Origin of the sequence: Chitinophaga sp. CF418 (assembly GCF_900142925.1) — a bacterium.
GTDB lineage: Bacteria > Bacteroidota > Bacteroidia > Chitinophagales > Chitinophagaceae > Chitinophaga.
Window position 1 is genome coordinate 236617 of the sequence record NZ_FRCN01000004.1, and the last position, 25416, is coordinate 262032.

Below are 25416 nucleotides of genomic sequence, written 5' to 3' on the forward strand. Positions count from 1 at the left end.
CCTTCTGTCAGCACTGAACAAAATGTTCAACACCACACAGACTCTGGGCAAAGTAAGCATAAAACTGTTATTGAATTGTTATACTTCCTTTAACTGGGAGGCAGGTACATCTGCCAGGGAATTTTCCCATTTGGATACCACTGCGGTTGCCATTGCATTACCAATAACATTCGTAGCAGAGCGTCCCATATCAAGTAAGTGATCTACCCCAAGCAAAAGTAGTAATCCGGCTTCAGGAATATTGAACATTGAAAGTGTACCGGCGATCACCACCAGAGAGGCCCTGGGTACCCCGGCTATACCTTTGCTGGTGATCATTAATACAAGTAACATAGAAATCTGCTGTTCAAAACCCAGATGCATATTATAAGCCTGGGCAATGAACAGGCTGGCAAAGGTCATATACATCATGGAGCCATCCAGGTTAAAGGAATAACCTAAAGGCAGTACGAAACTAACAATGCGGTTATCACAACCGAATTTTTCCAGCTCTTCCATTGTGCGGGGATAGGCAGCTTCACTGCTGGCAGTACTAAAGGCCAGTAACAGGGGATCTTTTATCAGACCGAGTAATGTAAACACCCGGCGTCCGAGTATCAGGAATCCAACCAAAGCCAATACTATCCATAAAGTGACAAGGCCCATGTAAAATTGTCCTATGAATTTGCCATAGGTCAGCAAAATAGTAAGTCCTTTCTGAGAGATGATTGCTGCCATAGCACCGAATACTGCAAAAGGAGCAAAATTCATCACATAACCTGTTACTTTCAACATGATATGGGCTACGCTGTCCATGAATTTTACCACGACAGCCCCAAACTCACCCACCGCTGCCGTAGCTACGCCAAAGAAAAGTGAGAATACAACGATCTGTAAGATCTCGTTATGCGCCATCGCATCGATCACACTATCGGGGAATACATGCTGAAAGAAGCCTTTCAAGGTCATAGCGGCAGCAGCCACACCACTACTGGCGTGAGAATCCGGTATCGGCAGGTTCAAAGAATGACCTGGTTGCAGAATATTCACCAGCATCAGTCCCAGGAAAAGGGAAATAAAAGTAGCTGAAATAAACCATAACATGGTTTTACCACCAATACGGCCCACCGCCTTAATGTCACCCAGTTTTGCCACTCCTACCACTAGTGTAGAAAATACCAGGGGAGCAATGATCATTTTTACCAGCCGCAGAAATATATCAGTCAGAATAGAAATGTTGTCAGCAAATTTTCTGATGGTAGCTTCCCCGGTACTGCCTTTACCGGTAGAGAGACCAATAATATATCCGGCAGTGTTGCCCAGGGAACCGTTATCAGCGGAGACCATCTGTCCGGCATTTCCGCCACCATAGGTATCGGTATAGGAAACGTTCACAATGTATCCTGTCAGGATTCCCAATACCATGGCTATGAAAATAAATAGTGTAAGCCGGTTGGATCTCTTCATGCAAAGCCTTTTAATTACTATTAATATTTGTGCTAAACGCTAAAATTCCCCAAAAATAAGGTTAGTACTGTAAAGTTGTGACTTCATTTATAAAATAAAAGCTCAGGGTTTGCTTTTTGATATTTATATTTGGCGATCTGTAATAAAACGAAACAACAACTAAACCACTTAAACGTCAACCACAATATCTCTTTAGTATGGGCAAACTTTTTGTAAAAAAGCCACTCTCCCTGTTATTAGCTGAAGCATCCGAATCTGAAAAAGGCCTTAAACGTACATTAGGGGCAGCATCACTTATAGCTTTGGGAATAGGCGCTATCATTGGTGCGGGGCTTTTTGTTAGAACAGCTGCTGCTGCCGGACAACACGCCGGTCCTGCTGTTACGATTTCTTTCGTTATCGCTGCTATTGGTTGTGCCCTGGCAGGTCTTTGCTATGCGGAGTTTGCCTCTATGATCCCTATTGCCGGTAGTGCTTATACCTACTCTTACGCAACAATGGGTGAGTTCATCGCCTGGATCATCGGATGGGACCTTGTGCTGGAATATGCGCTTGGCGCCGCTACAGTAGCCATTGGTTGGTCTCAATACCTGAATAAACTCATTGAAAAGGTTTTCGGGGCAGCATATGTCATACCTTATCAGTGGTCTCATAGCCCATTTGAAATATCTGATGCAGGTGTACATGGTATCATGAACATACCTGCAGTCTTCATATTATTACTGCTCACTTTATTGCTGATCCGTGGTATTGAAGGTTCTGCTATTGTTAATAACGTCATCGTTATCACAAAAGTAGCCATCGTAATCCTGTTGATCCTCCTGGGCTGGCAGTTTATCAATCCTGCTAACCACACGCCATTCACCATTCCTGCAGATGCTGGTTCTGTAACTATGCACAATGGTAAAGTGATCAACTACAGTGATTTCTGGTATCATGGTATACCTGGGGTATTGAGAGGCGCGGGAGTTGTATTCTTTGCGTTTATTGGTTTTGATGCCGTATCAACAGCTGCACAGGAAACAAAGAATCCAAAGAAGAACATGCCTATCGGTATCCTGGTATCACTGGCTATCTGTACGTTGCTGTACATTCTCTTCTCTTATGTGTTGACTGGTATCGCTCCTTATAAAGACTTCCTGAGACAAGGTGGTGAGGCATCCGTAGCTTATGCAATTGATACTTACATGCACGGATATGGCTGGTTGTCCACTTTTGTGACTATTGCTATCCTCGCAGGTTTTTCCTCTGTGATCCTGGTAATGCTGTTAGGCCAGACAAGGGTGTTCTACTCCATGTCAAATGATGGCCTGGTACCAAAAGTATTCTCTAACCTTCATCCGAAATTCCGCACTCCTTACAGATCACAGGCATTGTTTTTCGTGTTTGTATCCATTTTCGCGGCTTTCATTCCAGACAGTGTGGTAGGTGATATGACCAGTATCGGTACCCTGTTCGCCTTCGTACTGGTTTGTCTGGGTGTGATAGTAATGAGAAAAACCAACCCGGAATTACAGCGTGCGTTCAAAACACCATGGGTACCGTTTGTACCTGTCCTGGGTTCTATATTCTGTCTGACAATGATTGTCAGCCTGGGTATTGAAAACTGGGCGCGACTGATCGTATGGCTGCTGATCGGCTTTGTTATTTACTTTGGTTATAGCGTTAAGCACAGTAAGGCCAGAAAATTATAATCAGGTTATTTCACAATAAAGATCTCAAGGCCGGAATTCATGCTGCATTGGTAGTCTGAATTTCCGGCCTTGCTGAGTTAAGCAACCGGAGGAAGTCATTATTACTATAAAAGTGACTATTTTTGCGTCTCGATTTTCTTAAATAATTAATTATACCCAATATGGGAAGAATATTTGAAGTAAGAAAAGCCACCATGTTTGCCAGATGGGACAGGATGGCCAAACAATTTACCAGGATAGGAAAGGAAATAGCGATCGCGGTGAAACAGGGAGGTCCTGATCCGGATAATAACCCCGCTCTTCGTAGATGTTTTGCCAACGCCAAAGGTGTTAACATGCCTAAAGACCGTGTAGAAGCGGCTATTAAGCGGGCAATGGGCAAAGACAAGACTGATTATGAAGAAGTTGTTTACGAAGGATATGCGCCACATGGAGTGGCAGTAATGGTTGAGACAGCAACAGATAACCCCACCCGTACAGTGGCTAACGTGCGTATGCACTTCAACAAAGAAGGCGGCAGCCTGGGTAATAGCGGTTCTGTAGGCTTTTTATTCAACCGTACGGGTGTTTTCAAGATTAAAAATGAAGGACAGAACCTGGAAGAGCTGGAACTTGAACTGATTGATGCCGGTCTGGAAGAAATAGGAGAAGATAGCGAAGGTAATATCATACTGCATACGCCATTTACCGAGTTCGGTAACATGTCCAAGGCACTGGAAGAAAGGAATATTGTTCCTATCAGTGCGGAGTTGCAGCGTATTCCTGCCACAACAGTTGAATTGAACGAAGAGCAGGCGAAAGAAGTGTTGACACTGATCGATCGTCTGGAGCAGGATGACGACGTACAGCAGGTATTCCACAATCTGCGTTAATATCTGTAATTACAATAAAAGGAAATGGCCTTGTCTGAGACAAGGCCATTTCCTTTTATCCATTGATTTGTATATCAAAGTACGCGGCATACCTCGCTTTCGATCACAAGACGTAAGCCTTTGCCGTGAATAGTTTCGAGCTTAATGCTATTATCAAGCTTAAAGTGCTTGCGTATACGTGTGAGATAAACGTCCATACTGCGCCCTGTAAAGAAGTCATCATTCCCCCATACACTCAGCAAAATGCCCTCTCTTTTCAGCCTTTTGTTAGGATTATCACAAAGGAACTTCAGCAGTTCGGCTTCTTTTGGCGGCAGGTTAATAGTTCCGCAAGTTGGAGGATGGTAGATTTTAAACTCACTATAATTGAAAATGAGTGATCCAAGCTTAAAAACAATCTGTTTATCGTTTTGAAGCAGGCGGCTTCTTTTCATAAATACATCCATCCGGCAAAGCAGTTCTTCCATATTGAATGGTTTCACCAGGTAGTCATCCCCGCCGCATTCGAAGCCATTAAGCTTATCCTGCTCCATATATCGTGAAGTAGTAAAGATAATGGGAACATTATCATTTCTATCCCTGATCTCCCTTGCCAGTGCGAACCCATCCATCCCGGGCATTACGACGTCCAGTAAACAGATGTCAAATGGTCTTTCCAGGAAGGTATTCCAACCTTCCTCTCCATCTGAACAATGCACAACCAGATATCCCGCCTTTTCCAGGTGGCTCTTGATAACTTTGGCAAAAAAATGGTCATCTTCTACTAACAGAACTCCTGCTTTCATAAATGGATTTGGGTTGATGGTTAATTTAGAAGTCATTCCTGACAAGCCCTAACAAAATGACGAATTATTAACTGTTAACGTGGACTAAATGTTTATCCAATTTAGTTTTATTCTTTTAAATTTTGGCTGCACAACACCTATTATCTTCATCCATTTCGTTCATTCCTGACCAAACGAAAAATAAGCATGTCTAATATATTAATTATCATTCACAATAGGAAATAACATTTGGTTAATGTTAGCTTCCGGAGTCAACGATATTATTATATTAAATAATCATTCAATTATATTTTAATGGATCTATCATGAAAGTATTTCATAATATTTGTATACTGCATTAACATCTTCTTAAACCTACAACCTCATTTAAATGCAAAAACGCAAGGCCGGTAAGCCTTGCGTTTTCATTTTATAGTTAAAAAACTATTCTTCTACCATTTCCATTACTATTCTGATCACATCCTCCACATTAGGCTTGGAAAAATAATCACCATCTGAGCCGTACGCAGGACGATGCGCCTGTGCACTTAAGGTTCTTGGTGCCACATCCAGCCATTTGTATCCGCCCTGTAGTTCCATCACCTGCTGGAACATATAGGCACTACCGCCACCAGGCACATCTTCGTCAACGAAAAGTATCCGGTTCGTTTTCTTCAGTGACTCTACTATTTTATGACCTGTATCAAAAGGCAATAATGTCTGAATGTCAATCAGCTCACAGGAAACGCCCAGTTTTTCAAGCGTCTGCATAGCTTCTTCAATCACGCGCAGGGTAGATCCGTAGGAAACAATCGTGATGTCAGTGCCTTCATGTATTGTTTCCGGTACCCCTAAAGGCACAGTGAAGCTACTCAGGTTGTGGGGTAGTCTCTCCTTCAGCCTGTAACCGTTGAGGGATTCAATTACCAGTGCAGGCTCGTTAGCTGACAGCAGTGTGTTGTACATACCCGCGGCCTGTACCATATTACGCGGTACACAAACGTTCATGCCCCTTAAAGATCCGAGGATCATGCTCATCGGAGAGCCGGAATGCCAGATCCCCTCCAGCCTGTGGCCTCTCGTACGCACGATGATCGGGCAATATTGGATGCCCTTTGTTCTGTATTGTAAACTGGCTACATCGTCACTAAGTGGCTGCAGCCCATATATCAGGTAATCGAGGTATTGTATTTCAGCGATTGGACGAAGGCCTCTGAGGGCCATGCCTATCCCCTGCCCCATAATGGTAAGCTCCCGTATGCCTGTATCAAAGATCCGCTGTGCTCCATGCTTCTGCTGTAAGCCGGCAAATCCCTGATTTACATCGCCTATTTTACCCACGTCTTCACCAAACGCGAATACTTTGGGATTATTTTCTATTAGCTGGTCGAAGTATTTGTTCAATACCTCATATCCATTTACAGTGGCTGAATCTTCATCGTAGACAGCCGGTACCACCGGCACATTCACCGTGGAGTTTGTTCCTTCTGCATACAATAGGGAATTGTAGTTTTCCTTTTCATGGCTGAGCAGATCATCATAAAAACGTTTCAAAGCATCCATTACTGGCGCTTTTACCTTCTTATGATAAATTAGTATGGTAGACGCAGTTTTGAGTACATCCCTTCTTAGCGGCTCACGATTTGTCTGCAGCTCGTGCACCAGATTATTTATCATCCCGGTATCCACCCCCGGCAAAGCTGCTACTGCCTGGCCATGCATCACCACCTGTTGCACCTGCTGACGAATAGGTGTGATGTATTTTTCCCATGCATTTTTGCGGGCGTCCTGTGCTACTGTTTTGGCTTCAGCTTCTATAGACAGCAGGGTAGCTTCATCTGCCAGTGCATTTTCCAGGATCCACTGCCTCATCTGGTGATTACAGTCAAACTCTTTTTCCCATGCCAGACGCTCTTTACTCTTATAACGCTCATGAGATCCACTGGTGGAATGCCCCTGTGGCTGGGTCATTTCCTCAACATGGAACAATGCCGGTATATGCGTTTCCCTGATCTTCCTGATACCGCTTTCAAACACTTCACACATGGAGGCATAATCCCATCCCTTCACATTATATATGTCAAAACCGTTTGAATCTTCCGTTTTACGGAAACCTTCAAGAGCGGCACTGATCGAATCTTTAGTGGTCTGATAGTTACGCGGAACCGAAATGCCATAACCATCATCCCATACAAAAACTGCTAATGGCACCTGCAGTACACCGGCGGCATTCATTGTCTCCCAAAAATGACCTTCAGAAGTAGAAGCATCTCCTATGGTAGCAAAACAAACTTCATTACCATTATTGGACAGTTTTGAGAAATCCTTTAACACTTCCACATCCCGGAAAAGCTTGGATGCGAAAGCCAATCCCAGCGCACGCGGCATCTGTGCAGCAGTAGGAGACATGTCCGTGGCCGTATTCTTAATCTGCGTAAGATCCAGCCAATTGCCATCCTTTCCAAGATTTGGAGTCGCGAAGTGGGAATTCATCTGGCGTCCACCTGAAAATGGTTCATTGGCCAGATCAGGATCGGCATACATCTGCGAAAAGAATTGTTCTGGTGTGGCAATACCACTGGCAAAAGCAAAGGTCTGGTCCCGGTAATAACCTGAGCGAAAATCTCCAGGCTTGAAATACTTGGCCATGGCGATCTGCGCCACTTCCTTTCCATCTCCGAAAATACCGAACTTGGCCTTTCCTGTAAGTACTTCCTTACGGGCCAGCAGACTAACTTCCCTGCTTTCGCAAGCCAGGCGGTAATCATCCAGTACTTCCTTCCGAAATTCATCGAATGATAACCGGCTTTCCGTATTCATAGTCAGTTCATTGTTTTCTATCATGCCTCTTGGTTAAAGTACAAAAGTAAGGTTAATTATAGTTAATTATACAGTTGCGAAACGTCTGAAAATGTAATGCGTAAAATAATTTGATTTTTTTTAATAAGATTTTAATAAATTCTTTGGTGCTGCATCAATTTTGGCTGTAAATTTGTTACTAAGTTAAACGATGATCTATTATTTAACCAATCGTTTTAAAACCACATTATACATGAAAAGATTTATCTTATCCCTATTTGCGAGCATGCTGTTAACCACTGCTCTCTGGGCGCAAACACAGACCGGTAATCCTGTTGATGCCAAAGTGAAATTCAAACAGGAAACTATTGATTTTGGTAAAACTAAACTGAACAAACCAGTATCAGTTGACTTCGAATTTACCAATACCACAAAAGAACCTGTTTTGATCGAAACAGCACGTGCAAGTTGTGGTTGTACCACTCCTAGCTGGACCAAAGAACCAATCCTGCCAGGTAAAAAAGGTAAAGTCACTGCTAACTATTCCGCTAACAGCCTAGGCCAACAGAACAAAACTGTTTGGGTAAGATTAAAAGGTGTTGATCAGGATAAAGAACTGCACCTGACTGGTACTGTTGAATAATCAATACAGATACTACCCGTATAAGCGATAAAAAAGGCCTTACAGCTGGAGCTGTAAGGCCTTTTTGTTATAGCCAAGCCAGATTCCACGCTGAACTTAGCCCGCAGATCCCCTAATATCAACTACCTTTGTATACTCAAAATCAAGACAATTTATGCCTACCATTAGTAAGAGAGGGGAACAAATGCCTCCTTCTCCTATCAGGAAGTTGGTACCTTTTGCAGAAACAGCTAAAAAGAAAGGAACCAAAGTCTATCACCTCAATATCGGGCAACCGGATATTGAAACACCAAAACCAGTACTGGATGCTGTCCGCCACTCGGAGTTTAAAGTACTTGAATACAGTCATAGCGCAGGCAATGAAAGTTACCGTCGTAAACTGGTAACCTACTATGAGCGGTTTGGCATTAAGCTAAATCACCAGCAGATCATTGTCACTACAGGAGGCTCAGAAGCCATCCTTTTTGCCTTCATGGCCTGCCTGGATGCTGGAGATGAAGTGCTTGTGCCAGAGCCATTTTATGCCAACTACAATGGCTTTGCCGTTGAAGCGGGAATAAATGTGCGTACAATAACAGCCAATATAGAAAGCGGATTTGCATTGCCAGCCATGGATGCCTTTGAAAAAGCAATCACTCCACGGACCAGAGCAATTATGATCTGCAATCCCAATAATCCGACTGGCTATCTATACAGCAAGAAAGAACTTTCCGTGCTGAAAGAGCTGTGTCTGAAACATAATCTCTACCTGTTCTCTGATGAAGCATACAGAGAATTTTGTTATACCGGCGAGCACTTTTCCGCAATGAATCTGGAAGGCCTGGAAGATCATGTTATCCTGATGGATACTATCTCCAAGCGCTACAGCGCCTGTGGCGGAAGAATTGGTGCCCTCGTTACCAAAAATCAAGCGGTACTCGATGCTGTCATGAAATTTGCCCAGGCGAGACTTAGCCCACCCTCTTTTGCCCAGATAGCGGGTGAAGCTGCTGTAGACCTTCCGCTGGACTATTTTGATGGAATAAAGGCTGAATACCAGAGTCGCCGTGATATATTGGTAAAGATGCTAAATGATATCCCGGGCGTATTCTGTCCCAATCCAGGCGGTGCATTCTATGCAATAGCCAGGTTGCCCATTGATAATGCAGATAAATTCTGTCAATGGCTACTGGAATCCTTCTCCCATGAACAGCAGACTGTGATGCTCGCTCCTGCTACAGGATTCTATGCAACAACAGGATTGGGTACAAATGAAGTGCGACTAGCATATGTACTGAATAAGGACGATATCAGGAATGCTATGATTTGCCTGGCGAAAGCATTAGAAGTATATCCAGGACGGGTAGCCTTGAAGGAAGAAATACTGGAAAAAGGGAATTAAGAGATCAATAATCATATTATAAACAAATCTATATAATATGATTATTGCCGTTTTGCTGATTTTTACCTCCAAAAGCCCCTTTTTTTACATTAATAAAAATAATATATGCGGTTATTTGTAGCAAAATTCGATTTTTATAATGAAAAATGTTTTTTGCGTTAATTTTCTTCGTATATTTGAATTGTGAAAGGCAACTGAACAGGTCGGAGAGAATCAAAGAGGAAAGATATAGTGGACTTGTTTAGCATAAATTTAACCTTAATAATTTCAGGAAGCGTTTTATAATTCTGAACTTTGAGTTATTAACATTCAGAAACAAGTTATCAACTTTTTGTAAAAAAGTTTAAGATATACTAAAACGTTTTAGCTAAATACCGTATTTTTGTATCAGTTTTTCATAACGTGGAATTTATAAAGGCAAACGGCTCTGATCACAGAGCCGTATTTTTTTGCCCAATACCCTCAAATAATATTGACAATCAATCTATTAAGAAAAATAACTATCTCTCTTCCCGGCTTTAACCTTTAAAATCTATATAAAACAAAAGAGGCGGTCCTGATTATAGGCCGCCTCTTTTAAATTTATCAGAAGAAAATTTACATGTTCTCTTTGATCATATTAAAGAAGTCATCGAACAGATAACGACTATCATATGGCCCCGGAGTAGACTCAGGGTGATATTGTACAGAAAATGCCGGCTTATTCTTAATACGGATGCCTTCTATCGAAGAATCATTCAGATTAACGTGTGTTACTTCTACCGTCTGGCTCGCAGCTATTGCCTTTGGATCTACTGCAAAACCATGGTTTTGGGTAGTGATTTCGCAACGTCCTGTCGCCAGGTTCTTAACCGGATGGTTCAGACCGCGGTGGCCATGATGCATTTTATAAGTAGGAATATCATTAGCCAATGCCAGCAACTGGTGTCCAAGACAAATACCAAACATAGGCTTGTTGGCATTCAGGATCTTTTTAACCGTATCAACTGCATATTTCAATGGCGCAGGGTCACCAGGACCATTCGAAATGAAATAAGCGTGTGGCTTGAACTTCTCACACTCTTCGAAAGCTGTGTCTGTAGGGAACACCTGCAGGTAAGCACCTTTCTCGGATAAACATTTCAACATATTCCTTTTCACACCGTTGTCCAGCACAGCTATACGGATATCAGCTGCCGGATCACCCACATTATATGCCTCTTTGGTAGACACTTCAGCACATAGTGCGAGTCCCTCCATTGAAGGCACTTTCTTTAATTCTGCCTTCAGCTGCTCAACATCCAGGATCTCGGAAGAAATGATACAGTTCATGGCTCCTTTGCTGCGGATATGTGCAACCAGGGCTCTGGTATCCACATCATAAATAGCTACCAGGTTGTTGTCAACCAGAAACTTCTCCAGCGATCCGTCAGCCATCTGACGGGAATAATTATAAGCAATATTCTTGCATATCAATCCACTGATCTTCACACTGTCACTCTCCACATCGTCCTTCTTCACGCCGTAGTTGCCTACGTAACAGTTATTCATGATCAGTACCTGGCCTTTATATGAAGGATCCGTAAATACTTCCTGGTATCCTGTCATTCCAGTGTTAAAACACAATTCACCGGCGGCGGTGCCAATTTTACCAAAAGCTTTTCCCTGATATACCGTACCGTCGTCTAACAACAGTATGGCTGGCTGGATCGATCTTGTCTGAGGCATGCTTATTTTTTCGTTTTAAAAAATCGTGCAAAGTTATTGAATAAAAGATTAACTATTGAGATTTCTCCCGATAAATTGTTAATCTTTACCTCCAATTATTTGACATGAATCGATTTTATAATACGATGTGCGGTAGCAGCAGCAGTAGTGTCATCCTCCCGGTAACGAATCACCACTTCCCAGCGGTGTGGGCCATTTACAAGTAATAAATTACAGAAAGAAAGCCTGATACCACTCTTATAATTAAAGCTACCTTCCTGTAACAAGGCGTTCATTCCACTCTGCATAACGGTATCTGTCTCATATTTCAGGTCTGATATCTCCTCATTCTTTTTCATCTCGCCGGCAGTAGCAGCCCCTGCAATCTCCAGATCATTGGAAACATTCGGCCGGAAGCTGTACATGTTCACTTCAATCTGCATCCCCTCTTCTACCCTGTTCCTGTAACTCTTGGCGTATTCAACGAACTGTGACACTTCCGGGGCCAGTGGCTTGTCATTTACCCCCAGATGCATAGGTGTACTGATCTCTATGGTCTGCCGCCCTATTTTGGCCGTTTCCCAGGAAGAATACAACCATGCTTTGTTTATTTTCGGATAGATCAGGTTGAATACAACACGCTTACCAATATATCCACCCGCCACAGCTGCCAGGCCAATGACTAATATCACAGTAATGATGGCTCCGCGACGGCCGGCCCACGCCAAATATTTCCGCTGCAGTTCACCCAGGGGATTGGTTCTCGCTTTTTTGGGTTTAACTCCTTTTTCCCGCTGGAAGTCTTCAAAACTTCCTTCTGGTCTTTTTAACTTCCATTCAGCATAATTGGTAGGCAATTTTTTGCCACATTCAGCGCAAAAGGTGAGAAACTCTGACTTGAGCTCATTGTAATGCCCACAGCTTTTACATTTTAGGTAAATCATAAGATATAGAGAGATTTTAAAACGGATCTTCCCGTATAATTTCCAATATGAATGCGATATTACAAAAAAATATAATTAATCTATATTATGCTTTCGCAGCAGCCTGGAAATCAAGCAAAAAAAAATCCCGGAGTAATCTCCGGGATCCTTATGAATTGAAGCAAAACTGATACTACTCAGCTGCTTTTTCTTCAGTTGCAGTGCCTTCTTCAGTAGCTTTTTTCTTGCTACCGCCAGCACGACGAGTTTTCTTGGCAGGAGCTGCTTCTTTCTCAGCTTTACCACCATAGATCTCGTTAAAGTCAACCAGTTCGATCAGCGCAGTTTCGGCGTTGTCACCAACACGTTTACCCAACTTGATGATACGGGTATAACCACCAGGACGGTTAGCAATCTTTTCGCTGATAGCGCCGAATAATTCCTTGATGGACTCTTTATCCTGCAGGTAGCTGAACACAATCCTACGGTTGTGGGTAGAATCGCTTTTTGCTCTTGTCAACAGCGGCTCAACGTACACACGCAGTGACTTGGCTTTGGCCAGAGTGGTAGTGATACGTTTGTGCTTGATCAGCTCCATTGCAAGGTTAGCCATCAGGCTCTTGCGGTGTGCGGCAGTTCTGCCGAGGTGGTTTAATTTTACTCCGTGACGCATGACGTTTTGTTTTAGATTCCCCTATACCGTGTCAGGAATTACAGGGTACTTATTTAGATATTAATTCTTCTATTCTTCGTCTAATTTCAGTTTGGACAGGTCCATACCGAAATGTAAACCTCTTTCGTTCAGTACCTGTTCAATTTCACTGAGGGATTTCTGACCGAAGTTCCTGAATTTCATCAGCTCTTCCTGTTCGTACTGAACCAGTTCGCTCAGAGAGTTGATCTTAGCAGCTTTCAGACAGTTGAAAGCACGAACACTCAGATCCAGGTCTTCCAGCGGCGTTTTCAGTATCTTACGCAGCTGCAGTGTCTGTTCATCCACAACATCTTCTTTCTCAGTGTCTTTAGTATCGAAGCTGATGTTCTCATCGGTGATGATCATCAGGTGCTGGATCAGAATGCGGGAAGCCTGTTTTACAGCTTCTTCCGGGTGGATGGTACCATCAGTGATCACTTCCATGATCAGCTTCTCATAGTCAGTCTTTTGTTCCACACGGGTATTCTCGATGCTATATTTTACGTTCTTGATAGGCGTAAAGATAGAGTCGATAGCGATATAACCGAAAACGGCATCTTTAGGTTTGTTCTCTTCAGCTGGCACATAACCACGGCCTTTACCGATAGTCAGCTCGATGTCCAGCTTTGCAGATGGATCCAGCGTACAGATAAGCAATTCAGGATTCATGATCTGGAAAGCACTGGTAGCTTTTTCGATCATGTCAGCACGGAACTCGGTTTTCCCTTTAATAGAAATCTGAATCTTCTCGTTGCTAACTTCGTTCTCAACGATACGTTTGAAACGTACCTGTTTAAGGTTCAGGATGATTTCAGTTACGTCTTCAGTGATTCCTTTTAAAGTTGCAAACTCGTGATCTGCACCTTCTATCTTTATTCCCACAATGGCATAACCCTCCAGAGACGATAGCAGCACGCGACGCAGCGCGTTACCCACAGTCACCCCATAACCCGGTTCTAACGGCCGGAATTCGAATTGAGCTTCAAAGTCAGTAGACTTCTGCAAAACGATCTTATCAGGCTTTTGGAAATTCAGAATTGCCATTGATATGTTAAGTTTAATTGTTGATGTAAAACTGCCTTTAGCCATTAGCATGCAGCCTTTAGTAACCCACGTAAGAATATTACGTCGGCAACTAATGACCCATGCTTAACGGCTAAAGACATATTATTATTTAGAGTACAATTCTACGATCAGCTGCTCCTTAATGTTCTCAGGAACGCTCTCTCTCTCAGGATATGCAATGAAAGTACCTTTCAGTTCTTTTTCATTCCAATCCAACCAGCTGAATTTAGGATTCTTACCACGAATATTGCTGGTAATTGCAGTGTTAGTTGCTGCAGATGGCTTCAGTCCGATGATATCACCTGGTTTCAGCTGATAAGAAGGGATGTTCATAACTTCACCGTTAACAGTGATATGTTTGTGAGAAACCAGCTGACGGGCAGCAGGACGGGAAGGTGCGATACCAAGACGGAATACCGCGTTATCCAGACGAGCCTCCAGTAATTTGATCAATACTTCACCGGTAACACCTTTACGACGGTTAGCTTCAACGAACAGATTAGCGAACTGACGCTCCAGCACACCATAAGTGTATTTCGCTTTCTGTTTTTCACGCAGCTGCAGCGCGTATTCACCCAGCTGTTTACGCTTACGGGTTACACCGTGCTGACCCGGAGGGTTGCTGTTCTTACCTAAATACTTACCGTTTCCTAAAATCGGTTCTCCAAAAATTCTGGAGATCTTGGTCTTTGGTCCTGTATACCTTGCCATGTTCTTTGTTAGATTTTTTAGTTTCGGTATATGATCTTTAAAAAATCTTAAACCTGATCATACACCCATTGTTAATAAAATTCCTAAACGGCAATTCGAAAGCAGGAAGCGGAAGCTAACTCCAACTCTCCACTTTCGAAATACCGTAAATTATATCGATCCTATACCCTTCTCTTCTTAGGAGGACGGCAACCGTTGTGAGGTAAAGGAGTAACGTCTTTGATCATGTTAACCTCGATACCGGAGTTAGCGATCGCACGGATAGCACTCTCACGACCAGCACCTGGGCCCTTTACAAAAACATCTGCTCTTTTCAGACCTGCTTCCATTGCTGTTTTTGCAGCATCAGAAGCAGCCAGCTGAGCTGCATAAGGAGTGTTCTTTTTAGAACCCTTGAAGCCCATTTTACCTGCAGTAGACCAGGAGATCACCTGACCTTGCTTGTTGGTAATGCTGATGATGATATTGTTGAAACTAGCAGAGATGTGCACATCGCCGTAGTTATCTACTTTAACTACCCTCTTTTTGTTAGCAGCAGTTTTTGTATTTGTTGCTTTTGCCATAATTATATAAAATTCCAGGTTCCAGGTTCCAGATTCCTCTTGCCATATATACGACTACTGGAAACCGGAACTTGTTATTTGTATTATCAAGTTTATTTCTTAGGCGCTTTCTTTTTACCTGCAACCGTTTTACGTTTACCTTTACGGGTACGGCTATTGGTACGGGTACGCTGGCCTCTCAACGGTAAGCCCTTCCTGTGACGAAGACCACGATAACAAGCGATATCCAATAAACGCTTGATATTCATCTGTACTTCAGAACGCAGCTGACCTTCTACCTTAAACTCACTGTTAATGATGTTACGGATAGCAGCCTGCTCATCATCGTTCCAGTCCTTAACTTTCTTGTTCAAGTCTATAGCAGACTTCTCCAGAATATATTGAGCGGTAGAACGACCAATACCAAAGATGTAGGTCAGGCCAATTTCTCCACGTTTATTTTTAGGAAGATCGATACCGGCTATACGTGCCATATTTGTATTTTAATTTACTAGTTATGTATTAATTGATTATCCCTGACGTTGTTTAAAACGGGGATTCTTTTTGTTGATCACCAACAATTTACCCTTCCTGCGCACAATTTTGCAATCTGCACTTCTTTTTTTTATGGAAGCTCTTACCCTCATAAGTTATAAGTTATAAGTCTGTATGTTATTATTTATATCTGAATATTATTCTGCCTCTGCTCAAATCGTATGGACTCATCTCGACCCCTACTTTGTCACCAGGCAGGATGCGGATATAGTGCATTCTCATCTTCCCAGAAATGGTAGCCAAAATCTCGTGCCCGTTCTCTAACTTAACTCGGAACATAGCGTTAGACAAGGCTTCTAGTATTATTCCATCCTGTTTAATGAGTGCCTGTTTTGCCATAAAAATTTTTAGGACTGCAAAGATAGCGAAATCTTAAGAAAAAGAAAAATTAATCAAATAAACGTGAATAATTAATTGTGGATAATCTCCTATACTCGCCCTTACTCATTAATTATCAATAACTTGAACTCAAGGCTGGATTATTCTTTTCCGCCTTTTCTATCCCCTCAAAAGACGAAAGTAGGTCAGGTTTCCCTTTCATTACCGCCACATTATGCTCAAAATGCACGGAAGGCTTCTCATCGCGGGTGATCACCGTCCAGCCGTCTTCCATATATTCAACCTCTTTTACCCCCAGGTTAATCATCGGTTCTATTGCAATTACCAGCCCCTCTTTCATGATCGGACCACTTCCACGCTTCCCATAATTAGGCACCTGCGGATCTTCATGGAGATTACGGCCTAAACCATGCCCTACCAGCTCGCGCACTACACCATAACCGCGCTGTTTCTCCGTATGTTCCTGGATGGCATGGGCAATATCCCCAATACGGTTACCCGCCACGGCCTTCTCAATGCCTTTATAAAGGGCCTCCTTGGTCGCTTTCATCAGCGCCAGTACTTCCGGCTTCACGTTGCCTATAGCGAATGTATAGGCGCTGTCACCGTGATATCCATTCAATAATACGCCCACATCTACGCTCACAATATCACCATCCTGCAGTACATAGGAATTTGGAATACCATGCACCACCTCTGCATTAACAGAAATACAGCAGCTCTTTGGAAATCCCCTGTAATTCTTGAAAGATGGTACCGCCCCATTTGCCACGATGAATTTCTCCACGATCGCGTCTATATCAAGGGTAGACATTCCCGGTCTCAGATTCTTCGCCACTTCTTCCAATGTAGCACTCACCAATAATGCGCTTTTGCGCATTAGCTCAATTTCTTCCTTAGTTTTATAATGCACCATACCAAAAAGCGGGTTAGGAAAGTACTTAAAAGATGAAGCCACGCAAGCATAAAACCAGCAGATACAACTCTGTTGGTTTTATGCTTCTGTGGCTTTTTTATACCAGGTAGCCTGGATTGATCAGACGTTAGCCGGAGCTGTCCGTCCTTTAATCCGACCTGTGCTCATGAGTCCATCGTAATGGCGCATCAGCAGCTGGCTTTCTATTTGCTGGAGCGTATCCAGGATAACGCCCACCATGATCAGTAAGGATGTACCGCCGAAGAAGGTAGCAAAGTTGCTGTTGATATTCACCGCTGCTGCTACACCTGGCAAGATACCTACAAGTGCCAGGAAGAATGCACCTGGCAACGTGATACGGTCCATTACAGCGCCGATGTAGTCGGCAGTAGCTTTACCAGGTTTAACGCCCGGAACGAAACCATTGTTACGTTTCATCTCATCCGCCATAGAGGTCGGATTGAATATCAATGCAGTATAGAAGTAAGTGAACACTATTACCAATACAGCGTAGATCAGATTATACCAGCCGTTGGTGTGATCACTGAAGATACGAATGAATCCGGAGCCGCTGTCTGTAGCAAAACCAATCGCTGTAGCCGGGATGAACATGATCGCCTGGGCAAAGATGATAGGCATTACACCTGCAGCATTTACCTTCAGCGGGATGAACTGACGTACACCACCGAACTGTTTGTTCCCAACTATACGTTTTGCGTAGTTTACAGGAATTTTACGGGTACCCTGCACCAGCAGGATCAGACCGATAGTGATCAGTACGAACACTGCCAGCTCTATCAGGAACAGCATCGGACCACCATTACTCTGGGCATTCCTGGAAGAGAACTCCTGGATGATAGCCTGTGGCAGACGGGCGAGGATGCCGACCATGATTATAATAGATGTACCGTTACCGATACCTTTATCTGTGATTTTTTCTCCCAGCCACATTACAAACAGGGTACCTGCTGTAAGTACGATGGTAGTGGTCAGCCAGAAGAAAGCTGCACCATATTCAGGTATAATAGAACCTGCAGACTGCTGTTTCAGGAAGGCAACGTATGCGCTCGCCTGGAAACCGGTTACTATTACTGTCAGTATACGGGTATACTGATTAATTTTTTTCCTACCGCTTTCGCCTTCTTTCTGGAGTTTCTGAAAATAAGGCACGGCAATTGTAAGCAGTTGTATGGCTATGGATGCAGAGATATAGGGCATTATGCCGAGGGCAAAAATGGACGCCCTGGAGAATGAACCTCCAGCAAACATATTGAACAGTCCCAGGATACCTTTCTCAGATTTGTTGGCAAACTCTCCCATACCCAAACTGTTGGCATCGATACCGGGTAACGCGATATAGGATCCTACACGATAGATGAGGACAAGAAGCAATGTGGTGAGAATGCGGTTACGCAAATCCTCGATGCTCCAGATATTCTTAATCGTTTCGATAAATTTCTTCACAGGAAGATGAATGTTTAATATTCAAAATTTCATCCCGCCTCAGGCGAGACCAAATTCCGAACCTGCATTAGCTGCTATCCAGTAACTCTGGCCGGGATTTGTGTTGTTTTCTCTGGCTTGATAAAATGTGAAAAGACGCACTACTCCGTAGGCGTCTCCTCAGTCGTGAAATCTTATACCAGCTCTACCGTTCCACCCGCTGCTTCTATCAGCTGCTTGGCTTTTTCGCTGATCGCATTCACTTTTGCGGTTACTTTAGCCTTCAGTTCTCCCTGACCCAAGATCTTCACTTTCGCGGTCCTGTTGATCAACCCGTTCATATACAGGTTTTCCAGAGAGAAGTCCTGCAGACCATATTTTTCAACCAGGTGATCGATCTGACCGATGTTAAATACCTGGTATTCAGTAGGATTCAAGCTTTTGAAACCACGTTTTGGCATACGACGCTGAATTGGCATCTGACCACCTTCGTGACCTCTTTTGCTCTGATAACCAGCACGTGACTGACCACCTTTATTACCTTTTGTAGATGTACCACCTTTACCGGATGCTTCACCACGACCAAGGCGCTTCTCTTTATGTACGGAACCCTTTGCAGGTTGTAACGTATGCAGATTCATTTTCTAATTTTTTTTACTTACGCGGAAATTAACCGCTCGCTTTAAATGTAAAATGTTTATTCGTAAATCTCCGAATATAAATGTAGGATTATTTCCCGGGTAATAAAATTTATTACGCCTGTTCTCCTTCAACTTTTACCAGGTGATTCACTTTACGCACCATACCCAGGATCTGGGGAGTAGCTTCCACTTCTACAGTGGCGTGCATTTTTTTCAGTCCCAGCGCCTTCAGGGTGAGTTTCTGGCGTTCAGGACGGTCTATACCACTTTTTACTTGAGTGATCTTGATCTTTGCCATTGTTATTTGAATTGCCACTTTACAATTGCCAGGAACAGAATACCTGCCCTGCGTAACTGGATAGTGTTATTATCCGTTAAATACTTTCTTCAGCGATACGCTTCTGGTTTTAGCTATCTGGATTGGCTCACGCAGGAGACCTAATGCCTTGAATGTAGCTTTTACCACGTTGTGCGGGTTAGCAGAACCCAGAGATTTTGCCAGAACGTCGGTGATACCTGCGCTTTCCAGTACGGCACGCATTGAACCTCCGGCGATCACACCAGTACCATGAGCAGCTGGTTTGATCAGAACCTTGGCAGCACCTTCTTTAGCTAACTGGTCGTGAGGAATAGTACCATGCATTACCGGAACCTTGATCAGGTTCTTTTTAGCATCGTCGATACCTTTGGTGATAGCTTCCTGCACTTCCTTAGCCTTCCCCAGACCGTGTCCTACTACACCGTGCTCGTTACCCACTACTACCAGGGCAGAAAAACTGAAAGTACGTCCGCCTTTGGTGGTTTTGGTTACACGGTTGATAGCCACAACCTTCTCTTTCAGCTCCAGGTCACCGGCCTTTACTCTATTAAATGTATTCTTTGCCATTTTTTTACTTGCGAATTACGATTTAATCAATTTCGATATTAGAATTGGAGGCCAGCTTCTCTGGCGCCATCAGCTACGCTCTTTACGCGACCATGATACAGATAACCACCGCGGTCAAAAATGCAGGTTTCAATACCTAATGATTTCGCCTTAGTAGCCAGTGCAGCACCTACGAGTTTAGACTTTTCGCTCTTGGTACCTTTCTGTGCCTTGATATCTTTATCACGGGAAGAAGCAGCAGCCAGAGTAACACCATTGGTATCATCTATCAATTGCACGTAAATATCGCTATTGCTGCGAAATACAGATAATCTCGGCTTCTGTGCAACACCCGTCACCTTTTTACGAATGCGGTAGCGGATCTTCTGTCTCCTATTAACTTTTGTACTCATTTCTCTTTCATTTTTATTCATTCCGATACTGCCGGAATGTTGTTGAATTAGCTAATTGACGATACCGCCAATTAGCTAATTAAAAATTATTTACCTGCAGACTTACCTGCTTTCTTACGAACCACTTCATCACTGTAGCGAACACCTTTACCTTTGTAAGGCTCTGGTTTACGCAGGCTACGGATTTTAGCAGCTACCTGACCTAACAGCTGGTTGTCAATACCTTCCAGCATGATCTTAGGGTTAGAACCTTTTTCAGTCAGGGTAGATACTTTCAGTTCTTTAGGGATCTCAACAACGATGTTGTGAGAATAACCTAAAGACAGGTCCAGTAACTGACCGCTATGAGCAGCTTTGTAACCCACACCCACCAGTTCAAGTTGTTTCTTGAAACCTTCTGTAACACCTGTCACCATGTTGGCGATCAGTGCGCGGTACAGACCATGCAGTGCACGGTGACGGATCTGGTCGGTAGGACGTACTACTGTCAGAACGCCATCCTTCACTTCTATCTTGATATCCCTGTCGATGTTCCTTTTCAGTTCACCTTTAGGGCCTTTTACAGTCAGCTCATTAGCAGGGGAAACAGTTGCTGTTACACCGCTGGCCAATTTGATAGGACTTTTACCTATACGAGACATAATTGCAGTTTTTACTGTTATGTTTGGATTAGGAACTCTTCCGTGTTCAGCGCCGTATAGAAAGCTTAATTGTCAGAAGGTCCATTTGGTTTCTCCCCGTTGTCAACACTTTACCGGAATACCAGCAGTGTCATCAACCGGGCATATATATTAATAAACGTAGCAAACGATCTCTCCGCCTACATTCTGTGCTTTGGCTTCTTTATCGGTCATTACGCCTTTGGAAGTAGAGATGATGGCAACACCTAAACCATTCTTGATACGTTTGAAATCAGCTGGTTTAGAATATTGACGTAAACCCGGACGGCTGATACGCTGCATATCTGTGATAGCAGGTACTTTGGTCTGTGGGTCATACTTCAGAGCTATCTTGATAAGGCCCTGTTTAGTATCTTCTTCAAATTTGTACTTCAGGATGTAACCTTTGTCGTACAGTATCTCGGTGATACGTTTTTTCAGTTTGGAGGCAGGAATTTCCACAATCCTGTGGTTGGCCATTTGCGCGTTCCGGATTCTGGTCAGGAAGTCTGCTATTGGATCAGTAACCATTGTTCTTAAAATTTAAAAACTATTTTACAATGCGATATCCAATCAGTAATAGATAGGAAAATCAAATAACTATTGCCGGTTTGTCCGGAAGCACTGCGTTGCAGGCATTCGGGAACTGGTGTTGGCTTACCAGCTAGCTTTTCTTACGCCAGGGATTTTACCAGCCAGGGCCAGGTCACGGAACATGTTACGACACATACCGAAATGACGCATGTAACCTCTTGGACGGCCTGAAAGCTGACACCTGTTGTGCAGGCGAACAGGAGATGCATTTCTTGGAAGTTGGTCCAGTGCAGCGTAGTTACCTTCTGCTTTCAGGGTAGCACGCTTTTCTGCAAACTTCTCAACCAGTGCAGCTCTCTTTCTCTCACGGGCTTTTACGGATTCTCTTGCCATGTTAAGTTTATGATTCCAGTTATAAATTCCAAATTCCAAACCCTTTCAGGGATTGGAATTTGATATCAGTATTATTGATTATCCTTTCTGATATTCTTGAACGGCATACCCAGTTCTTTCAGCAGCTCGTAAGCCTCTTCGTTGGTGTTAGCCGTAGTAACAAAAGTAATATCCATACCGGAGATCTTTGTTACTTTATCAATATCTATCTCAGGGAAGATGATCTGCTCAGTGATACCCAGGGTATAGTTACCGCGGCCATCAAAAGCTTTTTCATTTACTCCTTTAAAGTCACGTACACGAGGCAGGGAAACTGCGATCAGACGATCCAGGAAGTCGTACATATTGTTACCACGCAATGTTACGCGGGCGCCAATCGGCATGTTCTTCCTCAGTTTAAAGTTAGAGATATCTTTTTTAGACATAGTAGCGATCGCTTTCTGACCAGAAATACGGGTCATCTCGTCAACAGCAATATCTACCAGTTTCTTATCTCCAACAGCACCGTTGATACCCTGGTTCAGACAGATCTTTACCAGACGGGGTACCTGCATTACGCTCTTATAATTAAATTTCTTATGCAGCACACTAACCACTTCATTGCGGTATTTAGACTGCAGCCTGGGTGTATATGTAGTGTTTGCCATTATTTAATTACCTCCCCTGATTTTTTAGCTATACGAACTAATTTACCGTTATCACGCTGCCTGCTTACTTTAGTAGGTTTACCAGCCTTAGCATCCCATAACATTACGTTAGAAATAGCGATAGGAGCCTCCTGCTTAACGATACCACCTTTGGTGTTCTGAGCAGTCGGTTTGGTATGTTTGGTGATGATATTCACACCTTCTACCAGAATGCGTGCCTTGTCAGGAATCACTTCCAGCACCTTGCGGGGCTTGGTCCTGTCCTTGTCATCACCGGCAATCACCACTACCGTGTCGCCTTTCTTAATGTTGAACTTAGGCTTGAATCTCGTTTTCATTATTTGTTTATTTAAAACGCCAAGCGAAACACCCGTTCCGCTTGATTAATATTGTCGTTTTTGAAACGGGCTGCAAAGATATGCTTTTAAGCTGAAAGCACAAAGCCTAAAGGTCTAACTTTTGGCTTTATGCTTTCAACTCTCTATAATGCTTTGATTTACAGCACCTCGGGAGCCAGAGAGATAATCTTCATGTATCCCTTATCGCGCAGCTCACGGGCAACCGGACCGAAAATACGGGTACCGCGTGGCTCGTCAGAGTTGTTCAGCAATACAACGGCATTATCGTCAAAACGGATATAAGATCCGTCTTTGCGGCGCAGCTTGTTTTTTGTTCTTACGATAACAGCTTTGGTTACCATACCTTTCTTTACGCCACCACCTGGGATTGCATCCTTAACTGTCACAACGATCTTGTCACCCACTTTAGCGTAATCCTGGCCTGAGTTGCCTAATACCCTAATACACAGTACCTCTTTGGCACCGCTGTTATCAGCCACATTCAGCCTTGATTCTTGTTGTATCATCTTATGAGATTTGTATGTTGTTTAATCAGCGGCTCAACCCGGGAATGCCGGAAGGAGCTTGAAACAAATAATTATTTTACTTTTTCGATAACTTCTACCAGTCTCCAGCATTTGTTCTTGCTCAGAGGGCGAACTTCCATGATTCTAACGGTATCGCCGATGCTGCACTCGTTTTTCTCGTCGTGCGCCATGAACTTGGTAGTTTTCTTAACGAACTTACCATAGATAGGGTGCTTCACCTTACGCTCAACGCTTACAGTGATAGTTTTATCCATCTTATTGCTGGATACCACGCCAGTCCTGGTTTTTCTTAATTTTCTTTCGATCATTGTTGAAAGTATTTACTCTCTAACCCTCCGTTCACCGCAGGATTAATGAATTTTATTATTTAGGCTTGTGCGCCCAGTTCTCTTTTGCGCAGCTCGGTTTTCAGCTGTGCGATCTGACGCCTGAGAGAGCGGATGCTCATTGGATTCTCAATCGGCGTAATTGCATGACTGAATGTAATTTTCTTCAGGCGTAATTGTTCCTCAGAGATTTTCTCTCTCAGGTCCTGGTCGCTTAAACCTTTCAGATCCAGCTTATCTTTTGCCATTGTATTTTAAAATTTCTGGTTTATCGTTTATAGTTATCTCTCGTTGCGTTTGCATTCCTGCAGGTTGCCGGATTATGCAACGTAATCGGGACGCACTACAAATTTCACTTTAATCGGCAGTTTCTGTGCAGCCAGTTCCATTGCTTCTTTAGCTACCTGTAAAGGAACACCATCCGCTTCAAATAAGATACGGCCTGGTTTCACTACTGCAGCCCAATGGTCAGGAGCACCTTTACCTTTACCCATCCTCACTTCCAGTGGTTTGGCGGTAATAGACTTATCCGGGAATATACGGATCCACACGTTACCTTCACGTTTCATATGCCTGGTCAGAGCAACCCTGGCAGCTTCAATCTGCCTGTCGGTGATCCACTTAGGTTCTAATGCTTTCAGACCGAAACTACCAAAGGAAATAGCCGCGCCACGCTTAGCGTTACCTTTGATGCGGCCTTTATGCATCTTCCTGTGTTTCGTTCTCTTTGGCTGTAACATCTTGGTATTAGTTAATTGTTAATGTTAATTGTTAAGTAAGCTTATCTGCGGCCGCCACCACGGTTATCTCCACCTCTTCTGTCGCCACCACGGTTATCTCCGCCTCTTCTGTCACCGCCACGGTTATCGCCACCTCTTCTTTCGCCACCACCTGAACGGCCTTCACCATCTTTAGCGGAAATAGCGTTCGGATTCAGATCGCGCTCACCCAGTACTTCACCTTTACAGATCCATACCTTGATACCGATCTTACCATATACGGTCAGTGCGAAAAGAGAAGCATAATCAATGTCCATACGGAAAGTGTGCAATGGTACACGACCCTGCTTCATTTCTTCTGAACGGGCAATTTCCGCACCACCTAAACGGCCACCTACTTTCACCTTGATACCTTCAGCACCCATTCTCAGTGCAGTCGCGATAGCCATCTTGATCGCACGTTTATAGTTGATACGGCTTTCGATCTGCTTAGCGATGGTTTCAGCTACGATATTTGCATCTATCTCAGGACGACGGATCTCCAGAATGTTGATCTGTACGTCTTCCTTTCCTGTCAGTTTCTTCAGCTCTTCCTTGATGCGGTCTACCTCTCCACCACCTTTACCTATGATGATACCAGGTTTAGATGTATGAATGGTGATGATCAGTTTACCTAAAGTTCTTTCAATCACTACCCTGGAAATGCCGCCTTTGTTGATACGGGCATTCAGGTAAGTCCTGATCTTGTTATCCTCGATCAGTTTGGTAGCATAATCCTTTTTGCCACCATACCAATTGGAGTCCCATCCTCTGATGATACCTAACCTGTTACCAATAGGATTTGTTTTCTGACCCATGTT

32 protein-coding genes are annotated in these 25416 nt (G+C 43.5%); 4 read left to right on the plus strand and 28 right to left on the minus strand.

The features are described 5' to 3' along the window. Positions 1 to 78 precede the first annotated feature (78 nt). The gene (locus tag F3I09_RS11080; protein WP_149695105.1) at positions 79 to 1446 is read right to left on the minus strand and encodes a dicarboxylate/amino acid:cation symporter; all 1368 of its coding nucleotides are present in this window, start codon (positions 1444 to 1446) and stop codon (positions 79 to 81) included. Between the two features lie 197 nt (positions 1447 to 1643). Here F3I09_RS11080 and F3I09_RS11085 point away from each other — a divergent pair, with 197 nt between their 5' ends. Then, positions 1644 to 3140 carry an amino acid permease gene (locus tag F3I09_RS11085; protein WP_149695106.1) on the plus strand — a complete coding sequence of 499 codons (1497 nt, stop codon included), beginning with the start codon at positions 1644 to 1646 and terminating at the stop codon, positions 3138 to 3140. 161 nt (positions 3141 to 3301) lie between these two features. Further along, on the plus strand, positions 3302 to 4012 hold the full coding sequence (locus tag F3I09_RS11090; protein WP_089835233.1) for a YebC/PmpR family DNA-binding transcriptional regulator: 711 nt from the start codon (positions 3302 to 3304) through the stop codon (positions 4010 to 4012). A 74-nt stretch (positions 4013 to 4086) separates the two neighbouring features. On the opposite strand, the gene F3I09_RS11095 is transcribed toward F3I09_RS11090, so the two are convergent. Further along, positions 4087 to 4797: a response regulator transcription factor gene (locus F3I09_RS11095; RefSeq protein ID WP_149695107.1), complete on the minus strand. Its 711-nt coding sequence runs from the start codon at positions 4795 to 4797 to the stop codon at positions 4087 to 4089. A gap of 423 nt (positions 4798 to 5220) precedes the next feature. After that, positions 5221 to 7620 carry a thiamine pyrophosphate-dependent enzyme gene (locus tag F3I09_RS11100; protein WP_149695108.1) on the minus strand — a complete coding sequence of 800 codons (2400 nt, stop codon included), beginning with the start codon at positions 7618 to 7620 and terminating at the stop codon, positions 5221 to 5223. Between the two features lie 208 nt (positions 7621 to 7828). Between F3I09_RS11100 and F3I09_RS11105 the strand changes: the two genes are divergently transcribed. Together F3I09_RS11105 and F3I09_RS11110 are read left to right on the plus strand one after the other, a co-directional pair. Beyond that, complete coding sequence (locus F3I09_RS11105) at positions 7829 to 8218, plus strand: DUF1573 domain-containing protein (RefSeq protein ID WP_149695109.1); 390 nt, start codon at positions 7829 to 7831, stop codon at positions 8216 to 8218. A gap of 154 nt (positions 8219 to 8372) precedes the next feature. After that, entirely contained in the window at positions 8373 to 9599 is a 1227-nt protein-coding gene (locus F3I09_RS11110; protein ID WP_149695110.1) for a pyridoxal phosphate-dependent aminotransferase, read from the plus strand. 597 nt (positions 9600 to 10196) lie between these two features. Here F3I09_RS11110 and carA read toward each other — a convergent pair. From carA to rpsC, 25 genes are all read right to left on the minus strand, one after another. Next, positions 10197 to 11306, minus strand: coding sequence for a glutamine-hydrolyzing carbamoyl-phosphate synthase small subunit (carA, locus tag F3I09_RS11115; RefSeq protein WP_149695111.1), 1110 nt, complete (start codon positions 11304 to 11306; stop codon positions 10197 to 10199). A gap of 95 nt (positions 11307 to 11401) precedes the next feature. Beyond that, complete coding sequence (locus F3I09_RS11120; RefSeq protein ID WP_149695112.1) at positions 11402 to 12229, minus strand: hypothetical protein; 828 nt, start codon at positions 12227 to 12229, stop codon at positions 11402 to 11404. A gap of 172 nt (positions 12230 to 12401) precedes the next feature. After that, a complete protein-coding gene (rplQ, locus tag F3I09_RS11125) occupies positions 12402 to 12881 on the minus strand; it encodes a 50S ribosomal protein L17 (RefSeq protein WP_149695113.1) in 480 nt (159 codons plus the stop codon). A 69-nt stretch (positions 12882 to 12950) separates the two neighbouring features. Beyond that, on the minus strand, positions 12951 to 13946 hold the full coding sequence (locus tag F3I09_RS11130; protein ID WP_089835240.1) for a DNA-directed RNA polymerase subunit alpha: 996 nt from the start codon (positions 13944 to 13946) through the stop codon (positions 12951 to 12953). A gap of 126 nt (positions 13947 to 14072) precedes the next feature. After that, positions 14073 to 14678: a 30S ribosomal protein S4 gene (gene rpsD / locus F3I09_RS11135; RefSeq protein WP_106604066.1), complete on the minus strand. Its 606-nt coding sequence runs from the start codon at positions 14676 to 14678 to the stop codon at positions 14073 to 14075. Between the two features lie 161 nt (positions 14679 to 14839). Further along, positions 14840 to 15241: a 30S ribosomal protein S11 gene (gene rpsK / locus F3I09_RS11140; protein WP_110054730.1), complete on the minus strand. Its 402-nt coding sequence runs from the start codon at positions 15239 to 15241 to the stop codon at positions 14840 to 14842. Between the two features lie 92 nt (positions 15242 to 15333). Then, positions 15334 to 15714, minus strand: coding sequence for a 30S ribosomal protein S13 (gene rpsM, locus F3I09_RS11145; protein WP_149695114.1), 381 nt, complete (start codon positions 15712 to 15714; stop codon positions 15334 to 15336). Positions 15715 to 15750: 36 nt separating this feature from the next. After that, entirely contained in the window at positions 15751 to 15867 is a 117-nt protein-coding gene (gene rpmJ, locus F3I09_RS11150; RefSeq protein ID WP_012789310.1) for a 50S ribosomal protein L36, read from the minus strand. 28 nt (positions 15868 to 15895) lie between these two features. Then, positions 15896 to 16114, minus strand: coding sequence for a translation initiation factor IF-1 (gene infA / locus F3I09_RS11155; protein WP_012789309.1), 219 nt, complete (start codon positions 16112 to 16114; stop codon positions 15896 to 15898). Positions 16115 to 16229: 115 nt separating this feature from the next. Next, positions 16230 to 17030, minus strand: coding sequence for a type I methionyl aminopeptidase (gene map, locus F3I09_RS11160; protein ID WP_149695115.1), 801 nt, complete (start codon positions 17028 to 17030; stop codon positions 16230 to 16232). Positions 17031 to 17150: 120 nt separating this feature from the next. Continuing rightward, on the minus strand, positions 17151 to 18494 hold the full coding sequence (secY, locus tag F3I09_RS11165; RefSeq protein ID WP_149695116.1) for a preprotein translocase subunit SecY: 1344 nt from the start codon (positions 18492 to 18494) through the stop codon (positions 17151 to 17153). A gap of 173 nt (positions 18495 to 18667) precedes the next feature. Beyond that, positions 18668 to 19114, minus strand: coding sequence for a 50S ribosomal protein L15 (gene rplO, locus F3I09_RS11170; protein WP_089835246.1), 447 nt, complete (start codon positions 19112 to 19114; stop codon positions 18668 to 18670). Positions 19115 to 19226: 112 nt separating this feature from the next. Further along, positions 19227 to 19412 (minus strand): 50S ribosomal protein L30, encoded by a 186-nt coding sequence (rpmD, locus tag F3I09_RS11175; protein WP_106604069.1) that lies wholly within the window; start codon positions 19410 to 19412, stop codon positions 19227 to 19229. A 69-nt stretch (positions 19413 to 19481) separates the two neighbouring features. Beyond that, the gene (gene rpsE, locus F3I09_RS11180) at positions 19482 to 20000 is read right to left on the minus strand and encodes a 30S ribosomal protein S5 (protein ID WP_106604070.1); all 519 of its coding nucleotides are present in this window, start codon (positions 19998 to 20000) and stop codon (positions 19482 to 19484) included. A gap of 38 nt (positions 20001 to 20038) precedes the next feature. Then, positions 20039 to 20392, minus strand: coding sequence for a 50S ribosomal protein L18 (gene rplR / locus F3I09_RS11185; protein WP_149695117.1), 354 nt, complete (start codon positions 20390 to 20392; stop codon positions 20039 to 20041). Positions 20393 to 20478: 86 nt separating this feature from the next. Then, positions 20479 to 21033 carry a 50S ribosomal protein L6 gene (gene rplF, locus F3I09_RS11190; RefSeq protein ID WP_149695118.1) on the minus strand — a complete coding sequence of 185 codons (555 nt, stop codon included), beginning with the start codon at positions 21031 to 21033 and terminating at the stop codon, positions 20479 to 20481. 150 nt (positions 21034 to 21183) lie between these two features. After that, the gene (rpsH, locus tag F3I09_RS11195) at positions 21184 to 21582 is read right to left on the minus strand and encodes a 30S ribosomal protein S8 (protein ID WP_149695119.1); all 399 of its coding nucleotides are present in this window, start codon (positions 21580 to 21582) and stop codon (positions 21184 to 21186) included. A 126-nt stretch (positions 21583 to 21708) separates the two neighbouring features. Then, positions 21709 to 21978 (minus strand): 30S ribosomal protein S14, encoded by a 270-nt coding sequence (rpsN, locus tag F3I09_RS11200; RefSeq protein ID WP_110054721.1) that lies wholly within the window; start codon positions 21976 to 21978, stop codon positions 21709 to 21711. Between the two features lie 71 nt (positions 21979 to 22049). Continuing rightward, positions 22050 to 22625, minus strand: coding sequence for a 50S ribosomal protein L5 (gene rplE / locus F3I09_RS11205; RefSeq protein ID WP_149695120.1), 576 nt, complete (start codon positions 22623 to 22625; stop codon positions 22050 to 22052). Then, on the minus strand, positions 22625 to 22963 hold the full coding sequence (rplX, locus tag F3I09_RS11210; protein WP_149695121.1) for a 50S ribosomal protein L24: 339 nt from the start codon (positions 22961 to 22963) through the stop codon (positions 22625 to 22627). The genes rplE and rplX overlap by 1 nt, the downstream gene beginning before the upstream one ends. Before the next feature lie 158 nt (positions 22964 to 23121). Continuing rightward, complete coding sequence (gene rplN, locus F3I09_RS11215; protein WP_012789297.1) at positions 23122 to 23490, minus strand: 50S ribosomal protein L14; 369 nt, start codon at positions 23488 to 23490, stop codon at positions 23122 to 23124. A gap of 71 nt (positions 23491 to 23561) precedes the next feature. Further along, on the minus strand, positions 23562 to 23819 hold the full coding sequence (gene rpsQ / locus F3I09_RS11220; RefSeq protein ID WP_176842403.1) for a 30S ribosomal protein S17: 258 nt from the start codon (positions 23817 to 23819) through the stop codon (positions 23562 to 23564). A 59-nt stretch (positions 23820 to 23878) separates the two neighbouring features. Beyond that, positions 23879 to 24085, minus strand: coding sequence for a 50S ribosomal protein L29 (rpmC, locus tag F3I09_RS11225; RefSeq protein ID WP_110054718.1), 207 nt, complete (start codon positions 24083 to 24085; stop codon positions 23879 to 23881). A 72-nt stretch (positions 24086 to 24157) separates the two neighbouring features. Then, positions 24158 to 24577, minus strand: coding sequence for a 50S ribosomal protein L16 (rplP, locus tag F3I09_RS11230; protein ID WP_012789294.1), 420 nt, complete (start codon positions 24575 to 24577; stop codon positions 24158 to 24160). 41 nt (positions 24578 to 24618) lie between these two features. After that, the gene (gene rpsC / locus F3I09_RS11235) at positions 24619 to 25413 is read right to left on the minus strand and encodes a 30S ribosomal protein S3 (protein WP_149695122.1); all 795 of its coding nucleotides are present in this window, start codon (positions 25411 to 25413) and stop codon (positions 24619 to 24621) included. Between the last annotated feature and the right edge of the window lie 3 nt (positions 25414 to 25416).

Coding starts and splice junctions, on each gene's coding strand:
- rplQ (WP_149695113.1), bottom strand. CDS start 12,881: ATGCGTCACGGAGTAAAATTAAACCACCTCGGCAGAACTGCCGCACAC.
- F3I09_RS11120 (WP_149695112.1), bottom strand. CDS start 12,229: ATGATTTACCTAAAATGTAAAAGCTGTGGGCATTACAATGAGCTCAAG.
- infA (WP_012789309.1), bottom strand. CDS start 16,114: ATGGCAAAACAGGCACTCATTAAACAGGATGGAATAATACTAGAAGCC.
- F3I09_RS11130 (WP_089835240.1), bottom strand. CDS start 13,946: ATGGCAATTCTGAATTTCCAAAAGCCTGATAAGATCGTTTTGCAGAAG.
- rpsD (WP_106604066.1), bottom strand. CDS start 14,678: ATGGCAAGGTATACAGGACCAAAGACCAAGATCTCCAGAATTTTTGGA.
- F3I09_RS11100 (WP_149695108.1), bottom strand. CDS start 7,620: ATGATAGAAAACAATGAACTGACTATGAATACGGAAAGCCGGTTATCA.
- carA (WP_149695111.1), bottom strand. CDS start 11,306: ATGCCTCAGACAAGATCGATCCAGCCAGCCATACTGTTGTTAGACGAC.
- rplO (WP_089835246.1), bottom strand. CDS start 19,114: ATGAATCTGCATACGTTACAACCTGCAAAGGGTTCCGTACATAAAGAG.
- F3I09_RS11090 (WP_089835233.1), top strand. CDS start 3,302: ATGGGAAGAATATTTGAAGTAAGAAAAGCCACCATGTTTGCCAGATGG.
- rpsE (WP_106604070.1), bottom strand. CDS start 20,000: ATGGCAAAGAATACATTTAATAGAGTAAAGGCCGGTGACCTGGAGCTG.
- rpsH (WP_149695119.1), bottom strand. CDS start 21,582: ATGGTTACTGATCCAATAGCAGACTTCCTGACCAGAATCCGGAACGCG.
- rplE (WP_149695120.1), bottom strand. CDS start 22,625: ATGGCAAACACTACATATACACCCAGGCTGCAGTCTAAATACCGCAAT.
- rpsK (WP_110054730.1), bottom strand. CDS start 15,241: ATGGCAAAAGCAACAAATACAAAAACTGCTGCTAACAAAAAGAGGGTA.
- rpmC (WP_110054718.1), bottom strand. CDS start 24,085: ATGGCAAAAGATAAGCTGGATCTGAAAGGTTTAAGCGACCAGGACCTG.
- rplF (WP_149695118.1), bottom strand. CDS start 21,033: ATGTCTCGTATAGGTAAAAGTCCTATCAAATTGGCCAGCGGTGTAACA.
- rplN (WP_012789297.1), bottom strand. CDS start 23,490: ATGATACAACAAGAATCAAGGCTGAATGTGGCTGATAACAGCGGTGCC.
- F3I09_RS11080 (WP_149695105.1), bottom strand. CDS start 1,446: ATGAAGAGATCCAACCGGCTTACACTATTTATTTTCATAGCCATGGTA.
- rpsM (WP_149695114.1), bottom strand. CDS start 15,714: ATGGCACGTATAGCCGGTATCGATCTTCCTAAAAATAAACGTGGAGAA.
- F3I09_RS11110 (WP_149695110.1), top strand. CDS start 8,373: ATGCCTACCATTAGTAAGAGAGGGGAACAAATGCCTCCTTCTCCTATC.
- rpmJ (WP_012789310.1), bottom strand. CDS start 15,867: ATGAGGGTAAGAGCTTCCATAAAAAAAAGAAGTGCAGATTGCAAAATT.
- rplX (WP_149695121.1), bottom strand. CDS start 22,963: ATGAAAACGAGATTCAAGCCTAAGTTCAACATTAAGAAAGGCGACACG.
- F3I09_RS11095 (WP_149695107.1), bottom strand. CDS start 4,797: ATGAAAGCAGGAGTTCTGTTAGTAGAAGATGACCATTTTTTTGCCAAA.
- rpsC (WP_149695122.1), bottom strand. CDS start 25,413: ATGGGTCAGAAAACAAATCCTATTGGTAACAGGTTAGGTATCATCAGA.
- rpsN (WP_110054721.1), bottom strand. CDS start 21,978: ATGGCAAGAGAATCCGTAAAAGCCCGTGAGAGAAAGAGAGCTGCACTG.
- rpsQ (WP_176842403.1), bottom strand. CDS start 23,819: ATGATCGAAAGAAAATTAAGAAAAACCAGGACTGGCGTGGTATCCAGC.
- F3I09_RS11105 (WP_149695109.1), top strand. CDS start 7,829: ATGAAAAGATTTATCTTATCCCTATTTGCGAGCATGCTGTTAACCACT.
- rplP (WP_012789294.1), bottom strand. CDS start 24,577: ATGTTACAGCCAAAGAGAACGAAACACAGGAAGATGCATAAAGGCCGC.
- rplR (WP_149695117.1), bottom strand. CDS start 20,392: ATGAGTACAAAAGTTAATAGGAGACAGAAGATCCGCTACCGCATTCGT.
- F3I09_RS11085 (WP_149695106.1), top strand. CDS start 1,644: ATGGGCAAACTTTTTGTAAAAAAGCCACTCTCCCTGTTATTAGCTGAA.
- map (WP_149695115.1), bottom strand. CDS start 17,030: ATGGTGCATTATAAAACTAAGGAAGAAATTGAGCTAATGCGCAAAAGC.
- rpmD (WP_106604069.1), bottom strand. CDS start 19,412: ATGGCAAAGATCAAGATCACTCAAGTAAAAAGTGGTATAGACCGTCCT.